Source organism: [Flexibacter] sp. ATCC 35208 (genome assembly GCF_001975825.1).
In the GTDB taxonomy this organism is placed as follows: Bacteria; Bacteroidota; Bacteroidia; order Chitinophagales; family Chitinophagaceae; genus Chitinophaga.
In genome coordinates, this window is record NZ_MTKN01000008.1 from 36,378 (window position 1) to 57,916 (window position 21,539).

11 protein-coding genes are annotated in these 21,539 nt (G+C 46.7%); 3 read left to right on the forward strand and 8 right to left on the reverse strand.

All coding sequences use genetic code 11. The features are described from left to right. Positions 1 to 17: 17 nt before the first annotated feature. The 6 genes from BW716_RS07415 to BW716_RS07440 form a co-directional block, all read right to left on the reverse strand. Positions 18 to 2,318: a BamA/TamA family outer membrane protein gene (locus BW716_RS07415; protein WP_179091028.1), complete on the reverse strand. Its 2,301-nt coding sequence runs from the start codon at positions 2,316 to 2,318 to the stop codon at positions 18 to 20. Position 2,319: 1 nt separating this feature from the next. Then, complete coding sequence (locus BW716_RS07420) at positions 2,320 to 7,392, reverse strand: translocation/assembly module TamB domain-containing protein (protein ID WP_083721897.1); 5,073 nt, start codon at positions 7,390 to 7,392, stop codon at positions 2,320 to 2,322. A gap of 160 nt (positions 7,393 to 7,552) precedes the next feature. Further along, on the reverse strand, positions 7,553 to 8,164 hold the full coding sequence (locus BW716_RS07425; protein ID WP_083721898.1) for a hypothetical protein: 612 nt from the start codon (positions 8,162 to 8,164) through the stop codon (positions 7,553 to 7,555). Between the two features lie 249 nt (positions 8,165 to 8,413). Next, the gene (locus tag BW716_RS07430; RefSeq protein ID WP_083721899.1) at positions 8,414 to 9,889 is read right to left on the reverse strand and encodes a glutamate synthase subunit beta; all 1,476 of its coding nucleotides are present in this window, start codon (positions 9,887 to 9,889) and stop codon (positions 8,414 to 8,416) included. 28 nt (positions 9,890 to 9,917) lie between these two features. After that, a complete protein-coding gene (gene gltB / locus BW716_RS07435; RefSeq protein ID WP_083722018.1) occupies positions 9,918 to 14,444 on the reverse strand; it encodes a glutamate synthase large subunit in 4,527 nt (1,508 codons plus the stop codon). Positions 14,445 to 14,775: 331 nt separating this feature from the next. After that, entirely contained in the window at positions 14,776 to 15,546 is a 771-nt protein-coding gene (locus tag BW716_RS07440) for a DeoR/GlpR family DNA-binding transcription regulator (protein WP_083721900.1), read from the reverse strand. 266 nt (positions 15,547 to 15,812) lie between these two features. Here BW716_RS07440 and BW716_RS07445 point away from each other — a divergent pair, with 266 nt between their 5' ends. Together BW716_RS07445 and pafA are read left to right on the forward strand one after the other, a co-directional pair. Further along, entirely contained in the window at positions 15,813 to 16,700 is an 888-nt protein-coding gene (locus tag BW716_RS07445) for a glycerophosphodiester phosphodiesterase family protein (RefSeq protein ID WP_220388723.1), read from the forward strand. A 152-nt stretch (positions 16,701 to 16,852) separates the two neighbouring features. Further along, a complete protein-coding gene (pafA, locus tag BW716_RS07450) occupies positions 16,853 to 18,496 on the forward strand; it encodes an alkaline phosphatase PafA (protein WP_083722020.1) in 1,644 nt (547 codons plus the stop codon). A gap of 57 nt (positions 18,497 to 18,553) precedes the next feature. On the opposite strand, the gene BW716_RS07455 is transcribed toward pafA, so the two are convergent. Both BW716_RS07455 and BW716_RS07460 read right to left on the reverse strand, forming a co-directional pair. Further along, on the reverse strand, positions 18,554 to 20,098 hold the full coding sequence (locus BW716_RS07455; protein WP_083721901.1) for a glycoside hydrolase family 10 protein: 1,545 nt from the start codon (positions 20,096 to 20,098) through the stop codon (positions 18,554 to 18,556). A 179-nt stretch (positions 20,099 to 20,277) separates the two neighbouring features. Continuing rightward, entirely contained in the window at positions 20,278 to 20,730 is a 453-nt protein-coding gene (locus BW716_RS07460; protein WP_072358941.1) for a methylglyoxal synthase, read from the reverse strand. A 213-nt stretch (positions 20,731 to 20,943) separates the two neighbouring features. Between BW716_RS07460 and BW716_RS07465 the strand changes: the two genes are divergently transcribed. Then, positions 20,944 to 21,537: a NifU family protein gene (locus BW716_RS07465; protein WP_083721902.1), complete on the forward strand. Its 594-nt coding sequence runs from the start codon at positions 20,944 to 20,946 to the stop codon at positions 21,535 to 21,537. The last annotated feature ends 2 nt before the right edge of the window (positions 21,538 to 21,539 follow it).

A 21,539-nucleotide genomic window follows, 5' to 3' on the forward strand; every position in this document is an offset into this window, starting at 1 on the left:
CCGCTAAGTTAAACCAATTAGAAAGGATAACCGATCGCAATATTCAGGATCAGATTCTCTTTGCGCCAGTCCGGATCTCCAAATTTGATATCTTTCATGACCCATCGCTCCCCTTCCGGCAACCATGGTTTTCGAAGCGGAAAGGCCAGATCCAGGCGTACTACCAGGATAGATGCATCTACACGTAAACCGGCACCCGCATCTACTGCAATCTGACTAACAAATCTACTGGTGCTGAACTGACTACCCAGTTTTTCCGGTACTTCCTTCTTCAGCCAGATATTACCAGCATCCAGGAATACAGCAGCATTGAAAATGCCGGTGAGATGCGCACGTATTTCAGAGTTATATTCCAACTTCACATCTCCTGCTTCATTTGCCAGGTATTTACTGCTGGTATCACGATAGCTACCAGGACCCAGTGTTCTGGCGCGGAAACCTCTTAAACTGCTGCTACCACCTATGAAAAATTGCTTCACAAAAGGAAGGGTGGTAGAGTTGCCATATGGCATACCGTAACCGGCAAAGAGCCTGTTCACCCAGGTCAGTGACCTGTTCAGTTTCCAGTAGTGACGCACATCGGCAGACAAACGGATGAATTGTGCAAATGGACTACCGAAAATGGTCTTCATACCTGTATCATTTCTGGGAATGATCAAACCAGCCAGGTTACCGGAGTAATCGATGTTCCCATTCATGTAGAAGGTATGCACCTTATTCGTAGCCTTGTTATCGTAGGTGATATCGTAGTTACCGCCAAGAATAAATTGTTTCTCAATTGCTGAGCGCTGGCTTGGATCATTCAGTAATATACTGTCGTAGCCTGCTGTCGTCTTGGTAGGCAGTACATAGGTGATAGATACCGGTGCCCACTTGTGCTCCAGGAACTGCGTCTTGCGCCAGATGTACTGGAACTGGAAGTTGTAAGCATTCAGGTTATACAGCTGGCTACGGCTATACAGTTCATAACTCACGCTGATGCGGGTGCGGGGTACATAAGGTGTATGTACATTCAGGTTCCAGAATGGCTGATAGAAACGGGGAATCGTCATCGCTGCTTCTGTCTTCAGGTTATATGAGTTACCACCAACCACAGTTGAATTGGTACCCTTGCCTCCCACCTGCCATTCCAGACCACCGGATAATGAGATTTCCAACAGATTAGCATAATGAAGCCAGTTACGGTCTTTGGATGTGATCTTTATTTCGGAACCGGCGAAGTTGTTGGATTTGGATGTACCTCTCAACTCGGCGGACAAGCTACGCCTTGGATAAGGGGTGAGGAAGAAACTGACATTGAGCCTGGAACTGTCTCCCCTCACCTGCCGGAACTGCCCTTTCACAAATTTGAACGTACCCAGGTCAGTGAGACGATGTAGGGTAATGTCATGATTACTCAACCTGTACATACTATCCGGCTTCAGGAATACCATTCTGTCAAATACACTCGGCTTGAATTTTTTGGTAGAATCTATAATACGAATACCGTTATATATTACCGGCGTACCCTTTCGGGAGAGCGAATCCTGGTCCAGTGAATAATTCGGGTACAGCGTGATGTTCTTCATCGTGTACGGTCGCTTTGCCTGTGGAGGAGTTTCGTCTTTTACTTTCAGATAAAGATCAACCATACCATTGTTGGTACTATCAACTTCCACCAGCAGGTGATCGACAGTGAAGTAATAGTAGCCCTGGTCTTTCAGTATGTTATTGATTCTCACTCTTTCGGCCTTGATGCTATCCAGCCTGTAAGGGCGGTTGATCTTGAGAGAGGTATGTTTATAAGCAGCAGCAATGGCTTTACCCAGATCACTGCTGTCTGTTTGGTAAGTCACACTCTTAATACGGTAACGATGATTGGGCGTTACGGTGTAAACACCGGATGCTTTTTTACTACCGGAAGTTTTTATTTCAGAAGTGACCAGCGCCTGAAAGAAACCATTATCCACAAGATATTGCTCCAATACATTGGCAGTGTAATCTGCCTTTACAGAACTTAATAACACAGGAGCTTCTCCCAATTTATTGCGTAACAGGTGATTGAGACCTTTTCCTTTTGGTTTTTTACCAAGGTTATATAGATAGAGCCGGATGGGCATACCCAGGAATTTTTTGTTCGGCTTCGGCCTTACACTGCTTTCCAGGCTGGCATTCAGCGTACCATAATCCCTTGGCTTTTTGCCAACCCACTTGACGGAGGTTCCTGTATAAAGGCGATCGCCTTCCGGTACTGACTTAGTAGAACTACACGAATAAAAGCCCATGGCGAACAATGCTGCCAGTATCGGGGAAATTATATGTTTATAGCTTTTAACCATCTTATTTCTTAGTACTGGTTTTCTTCTGGGAACGGAGTTTTTCAGATTGCTTATCTTTTTTCGCCCGCTGGAATATCTCGCGGAAATTATCATAGTCCATGATCAATGCAAAGGCTACACCGGTTTCTACTACCTGCCCTTCGATAACAGTGGTATTGTCCTGACGCTGGTACACCCTTACACGATAACGGCCATCGCGGGTCAGTTTATATTCTACTGATACGTCGCCTACCAGTGTGCTGGGGTTTGCCTGCGATTCACCTTCCAGCATCACATTGGAACCAATGGATACAGAGAGGCGATCATTGAACAGGCTCTTGGAAGCACCTACTTTCAGATTGGTGGTTTGCTGTGCGGAACCGGATGAATAGTCTTCGTCTGATTGCAGGTCGAAGTTGAGGTCTACACCTTTGATCAGGCTACCAGCCAGGTTATTCAGCTGTTGAGAAAGGATCTTGCTCACACTCTGACGAGCCATGTTGCTCACGCCATAGTCGCTGCTACCTTCGCCTGACATCGGATCTTCAGGTATAAAGCTATTCAGCACCAGCAGACCCATTACCTGTTTGTTCAGTTCAGATGGGATCTGGTTAATCTGTTTGATGCGGTTATACACACTACCACTAAATGCATTTTGTTCTGCCTCCGGCATATCCAGTTCGAAGGAGATGTCTGGTTTCAGCAGATTGCCTTTGATATGGAGGTATACATAGAATGGTAATTTCTGTTTGTACTTGTTCCTGTCTGTCTGGGAGAGACTGGTCAGCTGATCCTGTACCAGGTCAGCCGCTTCTGCATTCACGGTATACTTTGCCGTGATATCCAGATCTGCATCGGTAGCGTCTCCGCTAAAGGTAATGGCACTTCCCTTTTCAATGGAGAAAGAGCGTTTGATCAGTTGGTTCAGCGACATTTCGTACTTACCCTCAGAAATTTCGTAACGGCCGGTCAGACTCATTTTGCTACTGGCATCCAGGGTCGCATTGATGCTGGCAGTACCCTTTGCTTCTACATAGTCACCATTCACAGGGTCAATGATGATACGGATGGTAGATTGAGGCGTTATCTCAGCATTGCCTGAGAAGTTGATGCCTTTCAGCTTTGGGTTTTGCAGTTTAGTGCTGTCTACCATTTTCACCAGCGAAGAATCCAGTGGATTGTCCTTGTCTACAAATATGATAACCCCTTCCCTGTTAGCTACCCCCGGTTCTTCGGATGGCAGGGTGACGGTTACATTCGATTTGTCGCGCAGCTTCACATAAGCATCTACTCTTGGCAGATCCAGGTTGCCCCTTACTTTGATACGGGTGTCTACGAAAGCAGGCCCGTAATACATTTGCTGAGGGTCTACCTGTTTACCGAGGATCATGAAGTTGTCTGCGTTGATATTGAGGTTGAAGTTATAATTAGAGTAGTCTTTTGTATTGATACGACCGTCCAGCACTAACTCATTCTGCAGGCTATCTGCTATTACGAATTTGTTGAACTGTACACCTTTTTCATCCAGTATGATGTTCTCATCAGGCATGGTGATATTGGCGCCTACATAGGTGATAGTACCACCAGCATCATTGAAATGCAGGTTCCCGGTTGCTTTAGGCATGTCGGTAGTACCTGTGATTTTGAAGTGGCCATCAGCACTACCATGCATGCGGGTCATATTACCGAAGGTGAATGACTCCAGCGATTTCATGTTCAGCTGGTTGATATCCACAGAGGCATTGATAATAGAGTCGTACGTTCCTTTTACCTGCAGGTCGTTGTCATTGCCTTTGAGATTCATGTCCAGGCTATACTGGTTAGGCTGTGGCGTGTTCACTTCGGCAGTTAGTGTACCCAGGTCAGATGCCCTGAAAGTCAGACTATCGACCGTGAGTTTTGAACTGATCAGCGGCGATTGATCCAGGTTGCGTATAGTGGCCTGCGCATTCAGGAGGCCATTGGCAAGTAAGGTATCGGCAGCCAGCAATGCGGTGATAGTAGAGAGCTTGAAGTTTTTGATATTCGTTTCGAGCGTGGGCAGTTTGCCATTGGCACTACTACTATCAGGTTTTGTCTGGATGGCGATGGACTGGTCATTGTATGATAACTGGATGTGGGCAGTATCAGGGCCACCATTGTGAATGTGGATCCGGTTGTTCTTATCCACCTGCCATTGCTGACGGTTCAGCAGCAGATCTTGTTTCAGTGAAAGTGCCAGCGCATTGTCCGGCAGGAATTCCACGAAGCCGCCTACTTTATATTTCGGATTGCGTTTTATGTCATCCAGCAGCAGGTCCCAGTCTACTTTCCCAGCTGTAGCAGCTGCCGTCAGGGACGTGTGATACAGGGGCATTACTTTATGATGAATATCTGCGAGAGATACCTGTGCCTTGAGGGTGGTATCTAAGATATTGGCATTAATGGCCAGGCTATCTATTAAGATAGAGTCGTAACTCAGCTTAGGCAGGGCGGCATTGAGCACCAGCAGGCTACTGTCAGAATTCAGACGGCCGCTGATGAGCAATGGATATTCCATGCGCAAGGTCGGCGCCATAGCCTGTAAGCTGCGCGGAAAAGTCAAAGAGGCATTCCAAAATAACAGTTGGCCGGTCGGCAGTTGCACTAGCTTAGCACTGTCATAAGGACTTAATGGCTTGTTGATGATTTGTCCGAACGCAGGGCCGATTTTGGTATAATCGATATTACCATTGGCGTTGATAAAACCAAATGGACCTGTGAGGCGCAGGTATTGCTGGTCCTTGTATTCAGCTAATAAAGAAATGGTATCTAATACGAAGACCTGCCCGTTGGTGGCCACCTGCCAGCTGGTGAGGAATGCATTCCCATCCAGGCGGTTGGGAGTAAGGCTGCTGAAATCTACATCCATATTTCCTCTCAGCTCAAATGGATCACTGTACAGGTGTGTGGTATACAGGTCTGCACGTTGTATCTGGGCATTGGCTTTCAGTGACTGGAGGGTCGTATCATTCAGTGTACCATCAGCATTGAAGGTGAGGTTGATACTGGAATCGTTGCTCTGACCTTCAGCATGTAGTTGTTGCTTGTCGATATTGGCTTTGATACTAACATCGTGGTAGGTATACCTGTTATAAGTCGCTTCGTTGATGTGGGCATCTGCTTTTGCAATCATACCCGGGAAGGTGTATCCCTTGCCAGAAGCCATGATGCGGCCACTGATCCAGCCGATGGTGGTATCATAGAGAAAATAACCTGGTTGAACACGGAAAGAGGTGAGGTTGAGGTCATAACTGCTATGGATACTATCGGTGATGTTGATGAGATGGGCGGTCAGACTGGCATTGGCGGCATTACTCTTCAGGTCCAGCTTTGTCTGCATGTCTTTCATGCCACCGAGGAAGCTACCGGTAATGATCATCTGCTCAGGCAGTCGGGGCGTATCCGGCATAGTACCTGGCGGCAGCCAGGAACGCAGGGCCTTATTTCCGGAAAGGATGTAGAGCGAAGGCAGGTTGGCATACAGGTGATCTACATCTGTTACATGGTCTACTTCACCTTTGGCATTGATACGGTTGCCTTTATTGTCAGTAAGATTGAGTGTTTCGATGATCAGTTTGCCCAGGCTGCCTTTGAGGGAAGTAGTGAGGAAGATTTCCTTATCCCACAGTGGTTTCATGGACGGGTTATTACGGCTGTCAGGCACAAAAGGGAGGAACTCACCAAGGGTGATGTGGGTAGAGTCCAGGTTAGCCTGCAACTGTAAAAGGTCGAGATGGTCAGAAATAGAAGACCAGTTTGGGGCATTCAGCACAATCTGTTTGCGCAGGATACTCCGGTTTGTTTCCAGCAGCAGGTTGCGCAGGGCGATGGTAGTTGCTGTGTATAATACATCGAAGTGACCCTGTTTAATCCCAAAACCTGATTTATCCTCCTGTACGGACAATTTGTGCAATACGGCACTGATAGTGTCCGGGTTATAATTGATATTGCCTACGTGAGCCACGAGGTCTTTGAGGAACAGGTGGTTGTAGTCAGGATCTTTTTTACCGGCACCTCTTGGAGCAGGTGCGGTATTATTATCGTACCGCAGGTTGATATGTTCCAGATCCGTTTTGGTGGCCAGCACTCTCCATGTATTTGGAGCAGCGCTGTCAGCAGGAGCGGGAGCGGAAGTATCTTTTGCGATATTCATGGTGACCATGCCGCCTGCGTTCCTGATGGACAGCTCACTTACCTGTATGAGTGTGGAGTCCATATCGATGCTGGAATTGAGGAGCTGTAGCTTACCTATTTTCCAGCCAGTGCTCAGGCCACTACCCTGATCGGCGTACAGGAAGGAGCTATTTTCTATTTCTAATTTTTTGAGAATAAGGTGGAAGGGTGTACTGGTGGTATCCATGGCAGGAGGCGGCGCTGTTGCTGCCAGTACCTTTGGCCTGTAGTCCTGTTTGAAGTAACCCTTGAGTCCATCGATCTTCAACCCACGAACAGCGTATAATCCCTGGTTCACGAGCAGATCATCAGGATCTACATGAAGCTCCTGGAAGGTGACCACGGCGTCCATACCTTCGGGGCCATCTAAATACCGAAGCGATACATGTTTCAGTGTAACGTCTTTGATGAGGAATTGAAGCGTAGTTCCTGTGCCGGTGCTTACTGTGTCCGGGATCGAATCTTTGGTAACGAAGGCGTCTACAATGAACTGGTAGTTGAAGGAAGAGTCTCCGGGGTTACGGTATATATTGGCCGTGACTGAATCCCATTCAAGGCTATTAATTCTCAGCTCATTGTTGAGAAATGCCAACAGATTGTAGCGGACTTTCAGATTTCCGGAGTAGAACAATTCCTGTTTGGAAGTATCTGCTACGTATACATTACGTAGTTCCAGGTACTGCCACCCGCGTACGCGGAGGTAGCCGATACTAACAGTTGTATGCAATTTTTTCCGGAGATATTGTTCTCCCTGCCGACGGATGAAGTCCTGTACAGATTCCAGCTGCAATACAAGAACAGCCATTACCGGTATAATGAGCAGGATTACAATTCCCCATAAGAGCCAACGCCACCATGGCCGGCCGTGATGTTTTTCATCGTTAGTTGCGGGTGCTGTCATTTAAAAGGATTACATAGAAAATACTGAGTTAAAACGCATTAGGCGGACCCTTGTTTAAACATAGAGTGTTAAACAAAATTTGTACCTACAGAAGGGGTTTAATTAAAAAAGCGCTTTTATCGTCGATAAAAGCGCTTTTTATGAGTATTTATGGGTGGAATTACCAATTGGGAATATTCCGCTGATTGAATTTCTGGATGTAGTAGACCAGGCGGTCCTTATTTTTAGGATCCTGGTAAAACTCCCTTGTTAAAGCAGTATCGTGTGGGAGGATGAATTTCTTCATATTATATAAGGTCAGGTCGTAGAAGTTGCCGGTGGTGAGGTTGATGACTTTTTTGTTCACAGCAGCAGGCGGGGTATTGCTGAATACCATGCCGCCGGTAGCTGTGTTGGGTGTAGCGGAGGTAATGGCGCGCACCTGGTATAAGCAGTAGTAGCCAACTTCTTCAACTTTTTGAAGGCCATTGTCTCTCACGTAAAGGTTAGTGCCGTCGCAATACCCCCAGTATTTTTTTACTTTATGTTCTTTGCCGGCGCTGTCGATGGCGACCAGTTCCGTAGGGGCAGACATGAGGTAGACCTGGGCGGCGGCGGTTTTCCCTTTTATTACAACATTACCGGTTTCGGAGGGTTCGTTGTTGCGGAACTCTTCGAAGGATTTGTAAATGCCTTTTTTATAGTTGTGGGTGTCGTAGATGGTGTGGCCTATCTGAGCGAAGGCGGTATTGAAAGCTCCTGCCAGAAGGAGGAATAAAAACGTCTTTTTCATGATAAACAAAAATAATCAAAATGCCGGAGCCTTTGACTCTGACATTTTGATTAACTCAAACCTTTCCGCGGCCTTCGGTCGCGGAAAGGTTTGAGTTTTTATAAAAAGAAAAGGCCGGGTAAAGACCCGGCCCGGCTGAAGGTTACAACAAAATCTAAACCTGCTTATGAGAATCTTTAAAACTAATGTGTGTTTGTATCAATCAGCAGGTTAAAAAAAGATACGCACATTCACATCAAGATTATGTGTTTACACTGCCAGTGCTGGTAAAGAAGCGTCTTTGCTTTCCAGGTGGGAAACTCCCATCAGGAACTCATCTACTTTACGTGCACACTCACGGCCTTCGCTGATCGCCCATACCACCAGTGATTGTCCACGGCGCATATCGCCTGCGGCAAACACCTTAGGAATAGAAGTCTGGAACGCCTTCTCCCCTGCTTTCACATTGCCTCTTTCATCTTTTTCAACACCCAGATCGTCAAGCAATCCGGTATGCTGCGGATGCAGGAAGCCCATTGCCAGGAAAGCCAGTTCGCAAGGAATTTCTCTTTCAGAACCAGGTACTTCTGTAAATCCACCCGGACGACCATCTGCGCCCAGGCTCCATTGCAGATCTACCAGTTTCAGGCCTTTCAGGTTACCGTTACTGTCACCTACGAACTCTTTGGTACCGATAGCCCAGTGGCGGTTTGCGCCTTCTTCGTGCGAAGAGGTTGTTTTCAGCACCATTGGATATGTAGGCCATGGCATATAAGGAGTACGTTCTCCCGGTGGCTTAGGCATTAGTTCCAGCTGGGTGATGCTCACAGCCCCATGACGGTTGGATGTACCTACACAGTCAGAGCCGGTATCACCACCACCAATCACTACTACGTTCTTGCCGGTAGCCATAATATCTTCCCCGCTTACAGTGCGGTTGCTTACGCGTTTGTTCTGCTGTTTCAGGAAGTCCATTGCATAGTGCACACCTTTCAGCTGACGGCCAGGAATATTGAGGTCGCGAGGGATGGTGGAACCACCAGCCAGCACGATCGCATTGTATTCACGGAGCAGGTCGTTCACGCTTATGTTCACACCTACGTTGGCATTACACTGGAAGGTGATGCCTTCTTCTTCCATTACTTTCACGCGGCGGTCGATCACCCATTTCTCCAGTTTGAAGTCAGGGATCCCGTAGCGGAGCAGACCTCCGGGAACATCGTCTCTTTCGAACACGGTTACCAGGTGACCAGCGTAGTTTAGCTGAGCGGCAGCAGCCAGGCCGGCAGGACCGGAACCAATTACTGCTACTTTCTTGCCGGTACGTATACGAGGTGTTTTAGCCTGTACCAGTCCTTTGTCGAAAGCGATTTCGATGATGTGGCGTTCGATTTCTTCGATTGCCACAGGAGGTTGATTGATACCCAGTACACATGCACTTTCGCAAGGCGCAGGACAGATACGTCCTGTGAACTCAGGGAAGTTGTTAGTGCTGGTTAAGATTTCATATGCTTCTTTCCAGTCTTTGTGATAGACTGCATCGTTGAATTCAGGAATTACGTTACCCAGCGGGCAACCGCTGTGACAGAAAGGAACACCACAGTTCATGCAGCGCGCAGACTGTTCATTCAGCTTGGTATCTGAAAGTCTTTCTACGAATTCGTTATAGTTCTGGACTCTTTCCCGAGGAGCTATCTTTCCAGGCAGCTCTCTTGTAAATTCCAGGAATCCTGTTGGTTTGCCCATTTTGGTTGTCGTTAGATTGTTAATGTTACTACTTCTCTACCTTCTCCTTTGCGTTGGAAGCTGTCAGCACCGCTTTGTATTCTTTCGGGAATACTTTCACAAAATGACGCAGCTGGTTTTCCCAATCCTTCAGGATGAACTTAGCCACAGTACTGTTTGTGTAAGCGTGGTGCTTGGTGATCAGGTCGTGCAGTGCGGTAACGTCATCCTGATCCAGCGGATCGAGGTCAATCATCTCCTTGTTGCAACGGCCGGCGAAATTGCCTTTCACATCGTATACATAAGCAATACCACCACTCATACCAGCGCCGAAGTTACGGCCGGTCTCACCAAGGATGACGGCCCTACCACCGGTCATGTATTCGCAACCGTGGTCACCCACGCCTTCGGATACGATGGTAGCGCCTGAGTTACGTACACAGAAACGTTCACCTGCTTTACCACGGATGTAAGCTTCACCGGAGGTGGCGCCATAGAAGGCTACGTTACCAGCGATGATGTTTTCTTCCGCTTTGAAGCCTGCTTCCGCATTTGGATAAAGGACCAGTTTAGCACCGGAGAGACCTTTACCGAAGTAGTCATTTGCCTCACCTTCCAATTCCAGGGTTACACCTTTGGTGTTGAATGCCCCGAAGCTCTGGCCGGCAGAACCAACGAATTTAAAGTGGATCGTATCTTCTGGTAAACCCGGGCCCTGATAACGTTTAGAGATCTCATTGCTCAGGATTGTACCTACGGAACGGTCAGTATTTTTAACATTAAACTGCTGGAATACCCTGGTCTTCTTGTCGAGGGCTGGCTGTGCAGCTTTCAGCAGCTGCCAGTCAATCACTTCGCTGATACCGTGATCCTGTTCTTCAGATTTGAACAGCGCTGTTGTTGCATCAGCTGGTTCTTTGTACAGGATCTGGGATACGTCCAGGTTTTTATATTTCCAGTGGGTGATGTTCTCTCGTACCTGCAGGCAGTCAGACTGACCCACCATTTCATTTACGGTACGGAAGCCCAGTTCAGCCATGATTTCACGGAACTCTTCTACCAGGAATCTGAACAGGTTCACTACGTTTTCAGGATCGCCATTAAAGCGTTTGCGCAGTTCAGGATCCTGTGTTGCCACACCTACAGGGCAGGTGTTCAGGTGACATTTACGCATCATGATACAGCCTTCAGCCACCAGTGCAGCAGTTGCTACACCCCATTCTTCCGCACCCAGCAGGGTTGCGATAGCGATGTCGCGGCCTGTTTTGAGCTGACCATCAGCCTGCACGGTTACACGGCCACGCAGCTTGTTCTTCACCAGTGTCTGGTGAGTTTCAGCCAGACCCAGTTCCCATGGCAGACCAGCATGCTTGATAGAGCTGATCGGAGATGCACCGGTACCTCCGTCGAAACCAGCGATCAGGATCACATCTGCCTTTGCTTTGGCAACACCGGCAGCGATGGTACCAACACCTGCTTTAGACACCAGTTTTACGCTGATGCGGGCAGCACGGTTGGCATTTTTTAGGTCGAAGATCAGCTGAGCCAGATCCTCGATAGAGTAGATATCGTGGTGGGGAGGCGGAGAGATCAGACCTACACCAGGTGTAGAGTGACGTACTTTCGCGATCCAGTCATCCACTTTATGGCCGGGCAGCTGGCCACCCTCACCGGGTTTAGCACCCTGTGCCATTTTGATCTGTAATTCATCTGCATTGGTCAGATAGTTGCTGGTCACACCGAAACGTGCACTAGCTACCTGCTTGATAGCAGAACGCATGCTGTCCCCGTTAGGCAACTTTTCGAAACGCAGTTCATCTTCACCACCTTCACCAGTATTGCTCTTGGCACCGATACGGTTCATAGCGATGGCCAGTGTAGAGTGGGCTTCGTGAGAGATAGAGCCAAAGCTCATAGCACCTGTTGCGAAGCGTTTGAAAATGCTTTCTGCAGATTCCACTTCATCAAGGGTGATAGACGGACGGTTACGTTTGAAGGCGAAAGTGCTACGCAGGGTAGCTGCTTTCTCGCTCTGGTCGTTTACCGCTTTAGAATATTTCTTGAAGATGCTGTAGTCGCCCATACGGGTTGATAACTGCAGCAGGTGGATAGTGGTTGGGTTGAAGAGGTGGAACTCACCTTTTCTCTTCCACTGGTAGATACCACCTACACCCAGACGGGATACAGGGGTTTCTTTACGGCCGTAACCCATCCAGTGCTTAGCGAGGGTTTCGCGGGCGATCTCGTCGAGGCCCATGCCCTGGATGCGGGATACCGCACCGGTAAAGTATTTATCTACTACCTGACGGTTGATACCTAATATTTCGAATATCTGTGCACCCTGGTAAGATTGCAGGGTGGAGATACCCATTTTGGAGAAGACTTTCAGCAGACCATCGCAGACAGCCTTTACGTAGTTCTTCTTCAGTTTGTCAACATCGTATTCAGTTTCCAGTTTGCCGGTGAGCTTCAGGGCACGAATCGTGCTCAGGGCCAGGTAAGGGTTGATTGCCGTCACCCCAAAACCAAGCAGACAGGCAAAGTGATGTACTTCCCACACATCGCCGGCTTCTACGATGATACCTACCTGACCACGGTATCCTTTGCGGATGAGGTGGTGGTGTACAGCAGATGCAGCGAGGATAGACGGGATAGCGGCATGTTCAGAGTCGATCGCCCTGTCGGAGAGGATGATTACTTCATAACCATCTTCAACAGCATCTACAGCATAGCGACACAGGCGTTGCAGACCTTTCTCCATAGAGCCGGCTTTACCGTCGGCACGGAAGTAAGTTTGCAGGGTCTTCGCCTGGAACAGACCGGTATCAATGCTACGGATCTTTTCCAGCTCGTAGTTGCTCAGGATGGGGTGACGCAGGGCCACACCATGACAGTGCAGAGGATTTTCGTCCAGCAGGTTGCCATTGTTACCTACATAGGTAGCCAGTGACATCACCAGTCTTTCGCGGATTGGATCGATAGGTGGGTTGGTCACCTGTGCGAACAGCTGTTTGAAGTAGCTGGTCAGGTGCTGTGGCTGATCGCTCAGCACAGCCAGGGGAGCATCCGTACCCATAGAGCCGATTGGCTCCTTACCATCCAGTGCCATTGGGGCGATGATGGTGTTCAGGTCTTCGGTAGTATAACCGAAGGCTTGCTGGTATTTAAAGATCTGTTCTGGTTCCAGGTGACTGAAAGTTACACGAGGTTCAGGCAGTTCTTCGAGACGGATTTTGTATTTGTTCAGCCATTCGCCGTAAGGTTGCTGAGAGCAGATGTTCTGTTTCAGTTCCTCATCGCCAATGATTCTGCCGGCTTCCATGTCCACGATGAACATTTTACCTGGTTGCAGACGGCCTTTTTCTTTAATATTTTTAGGATCTACGGGCAGTACGCCGGCTTCTGAAGCCATGATTACACGATCGTCTTTTGTAACAACGAAGCGTGCGGGGCGCAGACCGTTACGGTCCAGGGTACCACCGATGATTTTACCATCTGTAAAAGAGATACAGGCAGGACCATCCCAGGGCTCCATCATAGAAGCGTGGTATTCATAAAATGCTTTTCTTACCGGATCCATGTCCTCGTTGCCGTCCCATGCTTCAGGAATGAGCATCATCATAACATGAGGAAGGGAGCGGCCGGTGAGCAGCAGCAGTTCTACAACGTTGTCCAGGCTGGCGGAGTCAGACTGGCCTTCTTCGACGATAGGCGACAGCATGTCCATTTCTTCCTGAGAGAAGTATTTGGATACGAAGTCCTTCTCGCCGGCGCGGAGCCAGTTGAGGTTACCTTTCAGGGTATTGATCTCACCATTGTGCGCGATGTAGCGGTAAGGGTGAGCCAGTCTCCAGCTAGGGAAAGTATTGGTAGCGAAACGGGAGTGGATCACTGCGAAAGCAGATACCATCTTCTCGTCGCTCAGGTCAGCGTAATAGTGACGTACCTGATAGGTGGTCAGCTGGCCTTTATACACAATCGTTTTAGTAGAGAGGGAGGCAAAGTAAAACAGTGCTTTTTCCTTAGGAACGGTATTCCTAACGGTTTTAGATACATAATTACGGAGCACGAAGAGTTTACGTTCAAACTCGTCATTGTCGGCTATATGATGAGGACAGGCAATAAATACCTGTTCGATTTCAGGTTCTACTGAAAGGGCGCTTTCTCCGATGCCGTCGGGACGAACGGGAACTTTACGATATCCGAGAATATCGAGGCCAAGTTTCTCCGCCGCTCGGGCCAGGATCTCGCGACATTCTTCTCTCCATCGTGGTTCTTTTGGAAAGAAAACCATACCTACACCATATTTACCAAATTCTGGCAGACTAATGCCTATCTTTAGACATTCGTCGTACAAAAACTCGTGCGGGAGCTGGATAAGGATCCCTGCCCCGTCACCGGTGTTTTGTTCACAGCCACATGCACCGCGGTGTTCCATATTTTCCAACATGGTAAGCGCATCCCGGATGATCTGATGCGATTTACGGCCCTTAATGTGGACAGTAAAGCCTGTTCCGCATGCATCATGTTCAAAATCCGGGTGGTACAGTCCTTGCAATTGCTTCACTTCTTGCATTCGTTTAGATTTTTTGACCTTGGCACACACTTCACCCTTCTCAGGGCGCGGTGGAGGTACCGTAATTGTTTCGGGAACGGTATAAAGATACTAAAGGAAGCCGGTATTTTTTATTAAAACCTTCTTATAACACTAAAAATTTAGAAAAGATTAAAAAAGTATAGGCATTTGTTAGAATATAATAAGAGTGAGTGGTAAAAGTGTACTTATTTTACCCTTAGAGGAGTAGATCGTGTTGGAAATTAGTTTAATGTATGCATAGGGAATCCGCACTGGTTGCTATAGCAACCAATAAAATGGGGTTATATAATTATTAAGTGTATGATCCGGACTATACGATAGTCACATTGATCCCCATCTCTTCTACGGCTTTTACAATATGTGCTGAGATGCCACTATCGGTGATAATTTCATCGATATCTTCCAGACCACATATTTTACCAAACCCTCTTCTGCCGAATTTGGACGAATCGGCAATGACAATTGTTTTTTGTGCAGCAGCCACCATGCGCTGATTTAGCTGTGCTTCCATTAGATTTGTAGTTGTAAGTCCGAATTCAATGTCTATGCCTTCGAGGCCGAGGAACAGTTTACTGCAGGAGAAATCGGCGAGGATGCGTTCAGCATAGTTACCCGTTACGGAAGAAGAACTGTTGCGGACAATGCCTCCCAGTTGCAATACTTCTATTTCCGGATAGCGTAGCAGTTCCTGTGCTACGTTGAGTGCAGGGGTGATGACGGTGAGATGGCCTTTAGGGTGAATGTTCCTGGCCAGGGCCAGGGCGGTTGTGCCAGAGGAAATAATTATCGCGTCATTATGTGCGATGAGGGTAGCCGCAGCTGCACCAATGAGATTCTTCTCATCCCGGCGCAGTTTTTCTTTTTCATTTACAGGCTTGTCATTGATATAAGGATTATTGACTGTAGCGCCGCCGTGCGAACGGAACAGTAAGGCCTTGTCTTCCAGTAACTTGAGGTCTTTCCGGATAGTTACTCCAGATACATCAAGCTCTTTGCACAGGTCTATTACATTTACATATCCTTTTTCCGCTAACCGGTCTAATATATATTTATGTCGCTCAGCGATATTTATCATTGACATACGCGCAAAAGATTTTGTTGCTTCAATTGGTTACAAAATTACTTTCATGTTGTTGAATTTAATACATGTAAACGGAAAAAAATATTATGAAAAAGTACGCTTTTTGATGTATAAAAGTGGTTTTGGTGTATAGTATGTTGAAAACTAGTTAACAAAATATTATTTTCAACCACTGAATAGAAAGTCAAAACGAAAGTGGACTACTTGAAAGAGCGAAATAAAAAGAAAGATTTGAAAAGTGAATGTTATTAAATTCAATGAATAAGATGAGATCTTTACAAAAATTGTTGTCGGTAGTAGCCTTGTTGCCCGCTGTGATGGCTGCTGCACCTTTGCCAACGTTTTTTAAGGTAGGTCATAGGGGTACAAGGGGAATGATGCCGGAAAATACGATTCCTGCCATGATCCGTGCAATTGAAGATGGAGCAAATACCCTGGAGTTTGATGTGCATATTACAAAAGACGGACAAGTAGTGGTGTACCACGATGCCTCTTTTGACCCGGCATATACGACCAGGCCCGATGGTAGCGAGATTCAGCCCAGTGAGAGAGGTAAATATATTTTCTACCAAATGAATTATAGTGAGATCAGGCCTTTTAGAATAGGTGAAAAGCCCTATCCTAATTTTCCACAGCAGCAAAGAATGAGGACATATGCCCCATTGCTGTCTGAAATGATTGATTCTGTCGAAGCGTATAATGAAAAACACCACAAGCCGCCGGTTTATTATTTACTGGAAATCAAATCTTCTGAAAAAACGGATGGCAAGGAACAACCTGCCCCGAAAGAATATGTGGAAAAACTGATGGAGGTAAAACAGCTGAAAAAACTGAAACACAGACTGCTGATCCAGTCTTTTGATATGAGGCCGTTGCAGGTGCTGCACAGATCATATCCCAAAGTGACATTGGGATTCCTGACAGGAGATAAGAATGTATCTTTTTACCAGCAGCTGGAAGGCTTGGGATTTCTGCCTACGTTCTATAACCCACATTTTTCTTTGGTGACGAAGGAATTGCTGGATTATTGTCATAGTAAAGGTATGAAGGTAGTGCCCTGGACAGTGGCGGATCTGGAAGATATGAAAAGGTTGAAGGCAATGGGAGTAGATGGAATAATAACGGATTATCCGGATAGGATAAATAAGATATAACCAATTATGAGGCGACCTTCAGTTGCTTAAATTTAAATGAACAAGGCGGTCCGAAAGATCGCCTTGTTCATTTGATGAATGGAGGTTGTTTATCCTAATTAATACACATCTTTGCGAATGACAATCAGGAAATTATCAATATTATGACCAATATGAACAAAACATTATCCGCCCTGGCGGTGGTACTCGCCAGTACCTTCGGCCAGAAAGATACTGTAATGGCACAGACCCAACCGGCAGTTGCCCGCCCTAAGTTGGTAGTTGGTATCGTCGTAGACCAGATGCGCTGGGACTACCTGTACCGTTATGCTGACCGCTACGGAACCGGCGGTTTCAAAAGACTGTTAGGTGAAGGCTTTACATGTGAAAACGCATTCATTACCCACCTGCCCTCCTACACCGCTGTAGGTCACAGCACCATTTTCACCGGATCCGTACCAGCTATCCATGGCATTACGGGCAATGGCTGGACCGACCAGGCCACCGGCAGAGAATTCTATTGCACCGAAGATTCCACCGTAACTCCTGTGGGTACTACCACCGATGCGGGTAAAATGTCTCCACGCAGTTTACTGGCTTCCACCATCACGGATGAACTGCGACTGGCGACTAACTTCCGCTCTAAAGTAATAGGCGTATCCCTGAAAGACCGTGCTTCTATCCTGCCTGCCGGCCATATCGCAAACGGCGCTTTCTGGCTGGATGACAGCAATGCATCTTTTGTGACCAGCAGCTATTACATGAAAGAATTGCCGGAATGGGTAAAGCAGTTCAATGCTAAAAACGAACCGGCTGAACTGATGGCCAAACCATGGGAGACCCTCTATCCTATCAACACATATGTACAAAGCACAGAGGACGACGTGACCTGGGAGAATACTTACAAAGGAGAAACCGCCCCTAAGTTCCCACACGATCTGCCTGCTATTTATAAAGTAAGCAAAGGTAGCCTGCGTGCCACACCAAATGGTAATACCCTCACACTGGATTTTGCAAAAGCTGCTGTGAACGGATATAACATGGGGAGCGGTCCGGTGACAGACTTCCTCACTATCAACTGTGCTTCTACTGATTATGTTGGTCACCAGTTTGGGCCTAACTCTATCGAGGTAGAAGATACTTATCTGCGCCTGGACAAAGATCTGTCAGCGTTCTTTACCTTCCTTGATCAGAAAGTTGGTAAGGGGAATTACCTGGTGTTCCTCACAGCAGATCATGGAGCTTCTCACTCTGTAGGTTTCCTGAAAGAACATGATATTCCTTCTGGTCTGGTAAATGACAAAGCAATCATCGCTGGCCTGAATACTGATCTTAAAGGTGTGTTTGGTGTAGATAGTCTGGTAGCGAATACCAATAACTACCATGTTGACTTTGATGTAAAAAGGATCAAAGCAGCGAAGCTGGATTATGATGCAGTGAAAAAAGAAGCAGTGTACTTCCTGCAGACAGTGCCGGGTATTCAGTTTGCTGCAGATCTGGACAATATTGGAAATAGCGCATTGCCTGAACCGATTAAGCAAATGGCCGTGAATGGATATTATCCTAAGCGCGATGGTGCAGTGATTATGATTCCTGATCCGGGATGGTATGAAGGTAGTCTGAAAGGTACGACGCATGGTACATGGGCGCCTTATGATACGCATATTCCAATGGTGTTCATGGGTTGGCATGTGAAGCATGGATATACCAATGAGAAGACGAGTATGACCGATATAGCAGCGACGGTAGCGGCAATGTTGAAGATACAGATGCCGAGTGGTTGTGTGGGTAGAGCTGTGATGGAAGTCTATAAATAAATGAGGAATTTAATTGCAATTAAATTGAGAGGGGGCCAGCGGCCCCCTCTCAATTTATTATGGTTCGGGATCGAAGTAAAACCTCGCCTTCCCTTTTACTATTCTTATATACATCGGATCACTCGCCAGACTCTCATTCTGCAATCTATCCAGGGATGTCAGCACATAAGTATACTCCTTACCTTTCTCATAAGTACTATCTACATACTGCGGATCTGAACTCTGTGTCAGGATCGTCAGGATCTTCTCAGGATCATTCAGATTGATCACCTCTCTTCCTTCAAAACGATATAACACATACTGCATAGTACGATTGGTGGTATCTCCATCCACCCAATGCAAATGCAATCCATTCGACCTTTCAAAAGCATCTGCAAAATATGGTGGCTCCGGTGCTCTGAAATTCAGCCATGACATTGTAGGTCGTAAAGCCGGATAATGATAGAAGTGATTCCGTAAACTATCTTCTATCCCTCTTGGATTACCATTGAATGATTTAGCGCTATAATAAACATTCCCCTGTACCGTATTGAGGGTTCGGGACTCGGTAATCTGTACCGGTAATTCATTCGGGTTACTCCAGGCCGCATTACTATTGATCCGGTACACCCCGTGGCCAATATACAAATGACGACCATAGGCATGCTGTGCCCACCAGTTCAGCAACAGTTCATAGTCTGCCACCCTGAACCCCCTTTCCCAATACAGTTGCGGCGCCACATAATCTATCCATCCGTTCTTTAACCATTTCAGTACATCAGCATACAAGTCATCATAGTTGGTAGTACCACTTGTATAAGACCCTTCCGGATCTTTGCTTTTATTTCTCCAGATGCCGAATGGACTTATCCCAAACTTCACCCATGCTTTCTCCTGCTTGATGGCAATGCTTACCATATGGATGATGGTGTCCACATTGTACCTGCGCCAATCGTCTTTTTCCATTCCCTGTCCATGCTGGTGATAAGAAGCATTGTCAGGAAATTCCTTGCCTGGCACACGGTATGGATAAAAGTAATCGTCAAAATGAATGGCATCTATATCATAACGGCGTACTACGTCGCGTATGATCTGAGTGACATATTCACGCACCTCAGGTACACCCGGGTCAAAGTACTTCTTGTTATCATAAGTGAGGAACCATTGTGGCCGCATCCTGGAAATGTGGTTCGGTGTTACATTGTTACGACTGGCATTGAATACCGCACGATACGGATTGAGCCAGGCATGAAATTCCATACCCCTTTTATGTGTCTCTTCAATCATAAACTGAAGTGGATCATAATAAGGATTCGGCGCCTGTCCCTGTGTGCCAGTCAGGTATTCCGACCAGGGTTCAAAGGGCGATGCATAAAAAGCATCTGCTACCGGGCGGATTTGTACCACCACGGCATTCATGCCATTACGCTGCTGTGTATTGAGAAGGTTGATAAATTCCTGTTTCTGTTGTTCAACAGGTAACCCTCTACGGGAAGGCCAATCGATATTCTCTACTGTTGCTATCCATACGGCTCTTAATTCCCGTTTGGGTGGCAGCTGTGCCTGGACATGATTAAAAAAGCCTGCCAGGAGGAAAGCAGCCACTAATAAGTGTTTCACCATTCTACAATACGTTAAGACCTGAAAAATTGCGAAAATAAGGAAACCTGATTACTCTCCAACAAGGTGTGTGAAAACACCTAACTGGTTAGTAAGGAGTACTTTGCAGCACAAACGGTGCCGATCTTTCTAAGAAAGACAGATTATTGAAAAGATAAGGTCAGATGAGGACGAAATGATTACTAAACTTTTCTACCCAGATATTGTGAATAGTCAGGTAAGCGTACTTCATATTCCTGGTGCATGAGAGGAGATGTAAGCAGGAAGTCTGCAGAGGTACGATTGCTGGCCATAGGGATATTCCATACTACACCAAGGCGGAGCAGGGCTTTGATATCAGGATCATGTGGAAGTGCTTCCATGGGATCCCAGAAAAAGATCACGACATCGATTTTGCCTTCGGCGATCATAGAGCCTATTTGCTGGTCGCCACCTAGTGGGCCGGATAATAATTTTCTGACAGGGACGTCGAGATTTTCTTCAATGAGCTTGCCTGTGGTGCCGGTAGCGTAAAGTTCATGACGGCAGAGTACGGTTTTGTTGTAGAGGGCCCATTCTATGAGCTCAGCTTTCTTGTGATCGTGTGCGATCAGTGCTATTCTTTTGCGTGCATGCAAGGTTTTGACAGTGGGCATACTCAATGATGGCGTTATTTCCCATAAAGTTAATATATAGAATAATGTGCCATGTATATTTTTAAAAAGATTTCTGGAACGTTGATAATTCGATATTTACCTATATGATTTTGTCTATATCCCCATTGAAAATAGTAATAGTTAAAAGGGCTGAATTCCCTCAGATTCTAGTTGAAAGTAGTTACCTTTGTTCTATCAAAAGTTTAGAATACCATGATTAAAACAGGAAATCCCATCATCAGCATATATACGGAAATGACGCCGAATCCGGAAACCATGAAGTTTGTTGCTAACAAGCTCCTGTACCCAGGTAAGCATATCGACTTTCCGGATGAAGCAAGTGCAAAACCATCTCCACTGGCGGCCGAACTGTTCAGCTTCCCGTTCATCAGAGGTGTGTTTATTATGGCGAACTTTATCACGCTGACAAAGACTCCTGAAACTGATTGGAATGATATTATCCCTACTATAAAAGCTTTTCTGAAAGAGTATCTGGAAGATAACCGCCCTGTTTTGAACGAAGACGAAATCGTTGATAAACCAGCAGCCGGAAACGAAGTAAGTGCAGATGATACAGATGTGGTAAAGCGTATTAAAGAATTGCTTGAAAACTACGTAAAGCCTGCAGTTGAAATGGATGGCGGTGCCATTCAGTTCAAAGACTACGAAGATGGAACTGTGAAACTGATGCTGCAAGGCTCATGTTCAGGTTGCCCTTCTTCCATGATCACACTGAAAGCCGGTATCGAAGGCATGATGAAGCGTATGATCCCGGAAGTGAAGGAAGTGGTAGCTGAAGCGGAATAAGC

Excerpts from the sequence above, each read along its gene's own strand:
- BW716_RS07415 (WP_179091028.1), bottom strand. The coding sequence starts at position 2,318 with ATGGTTAAAAGCTATAAACATATAATTTCCCCGATACTGGCAGCATTG.
- BW716_RS07420 (WP_083721897.1), bottom strand. The coding sequence starts at position 7,392 with ATGACAGCACCCGCAACTAACGATGAAAAACATCACGGCCGGCCATGG.
- BW716_RS07425 (WP_083721898.1), bottom strand. The coding sequence starts at position 8,164 with ATGAAAAAGACGTTTTTATTCCTCCTTCTGGCAGGAGCTTTCAATACC.
- BW716_RS07430 (WP_083721899.1), bottom strand. The coding sequence starts at position 9,889 with ATGGGCAAACCAACAGGATTCCTGGAATTTACAAGAGAGCTGCCTGGA.
- gltB (WP_083722018.1), bottom strand. The coding sequence starts at position 14,444 with ATGCAAGAAGTGAAGCAATTGCAAGGACTGTACCACCCGGATTTTGAA.
- BW716_RS07440 (WP_083721900.1), bottom strand. The coding sequence starts at position 15,546 with ATGTCAATGATAAATATCGCTGAGCGACATAAATATATATTAGACCGG.
- BW716_RS07445 (WP_220388723.1), top strand. The coding sequence starts at position 15,813 with ATGAGATCTTTACAAAAATTGTTGTCGGTAGTAGCCTTGTTGCCCGCT.
- pafA (WP_083722020.1), top strand. The coding sequence starts at position 16,853 with ATGAACAAAACATTATCCGCCCTGGCGGTGGTACTCGCCAGTACCTTC.
- BW716_RS07455 (WP_083721901.1), bottom strand. The coding sequence starts at position 20,098 with ATGGTGAAACACTTATTAGTGGCTGCTTTCCTCCTGGCAGGCTTTTTT.
- BW716_RS07460 (WP_072358941.1), bottom strand. The coding sequence starts at position 20,730 with ATGCCCACTGTCAAAACCTTGCATGCACGCAAAAGAATAGCACTGATC.
- BW716_RS07465 (WP_083721902.1), top strand. The coding sequence starts at position 20,944 with ATGATTAAAACAGGAAATCCCATCATCAGCATATATACGGAAATGACG.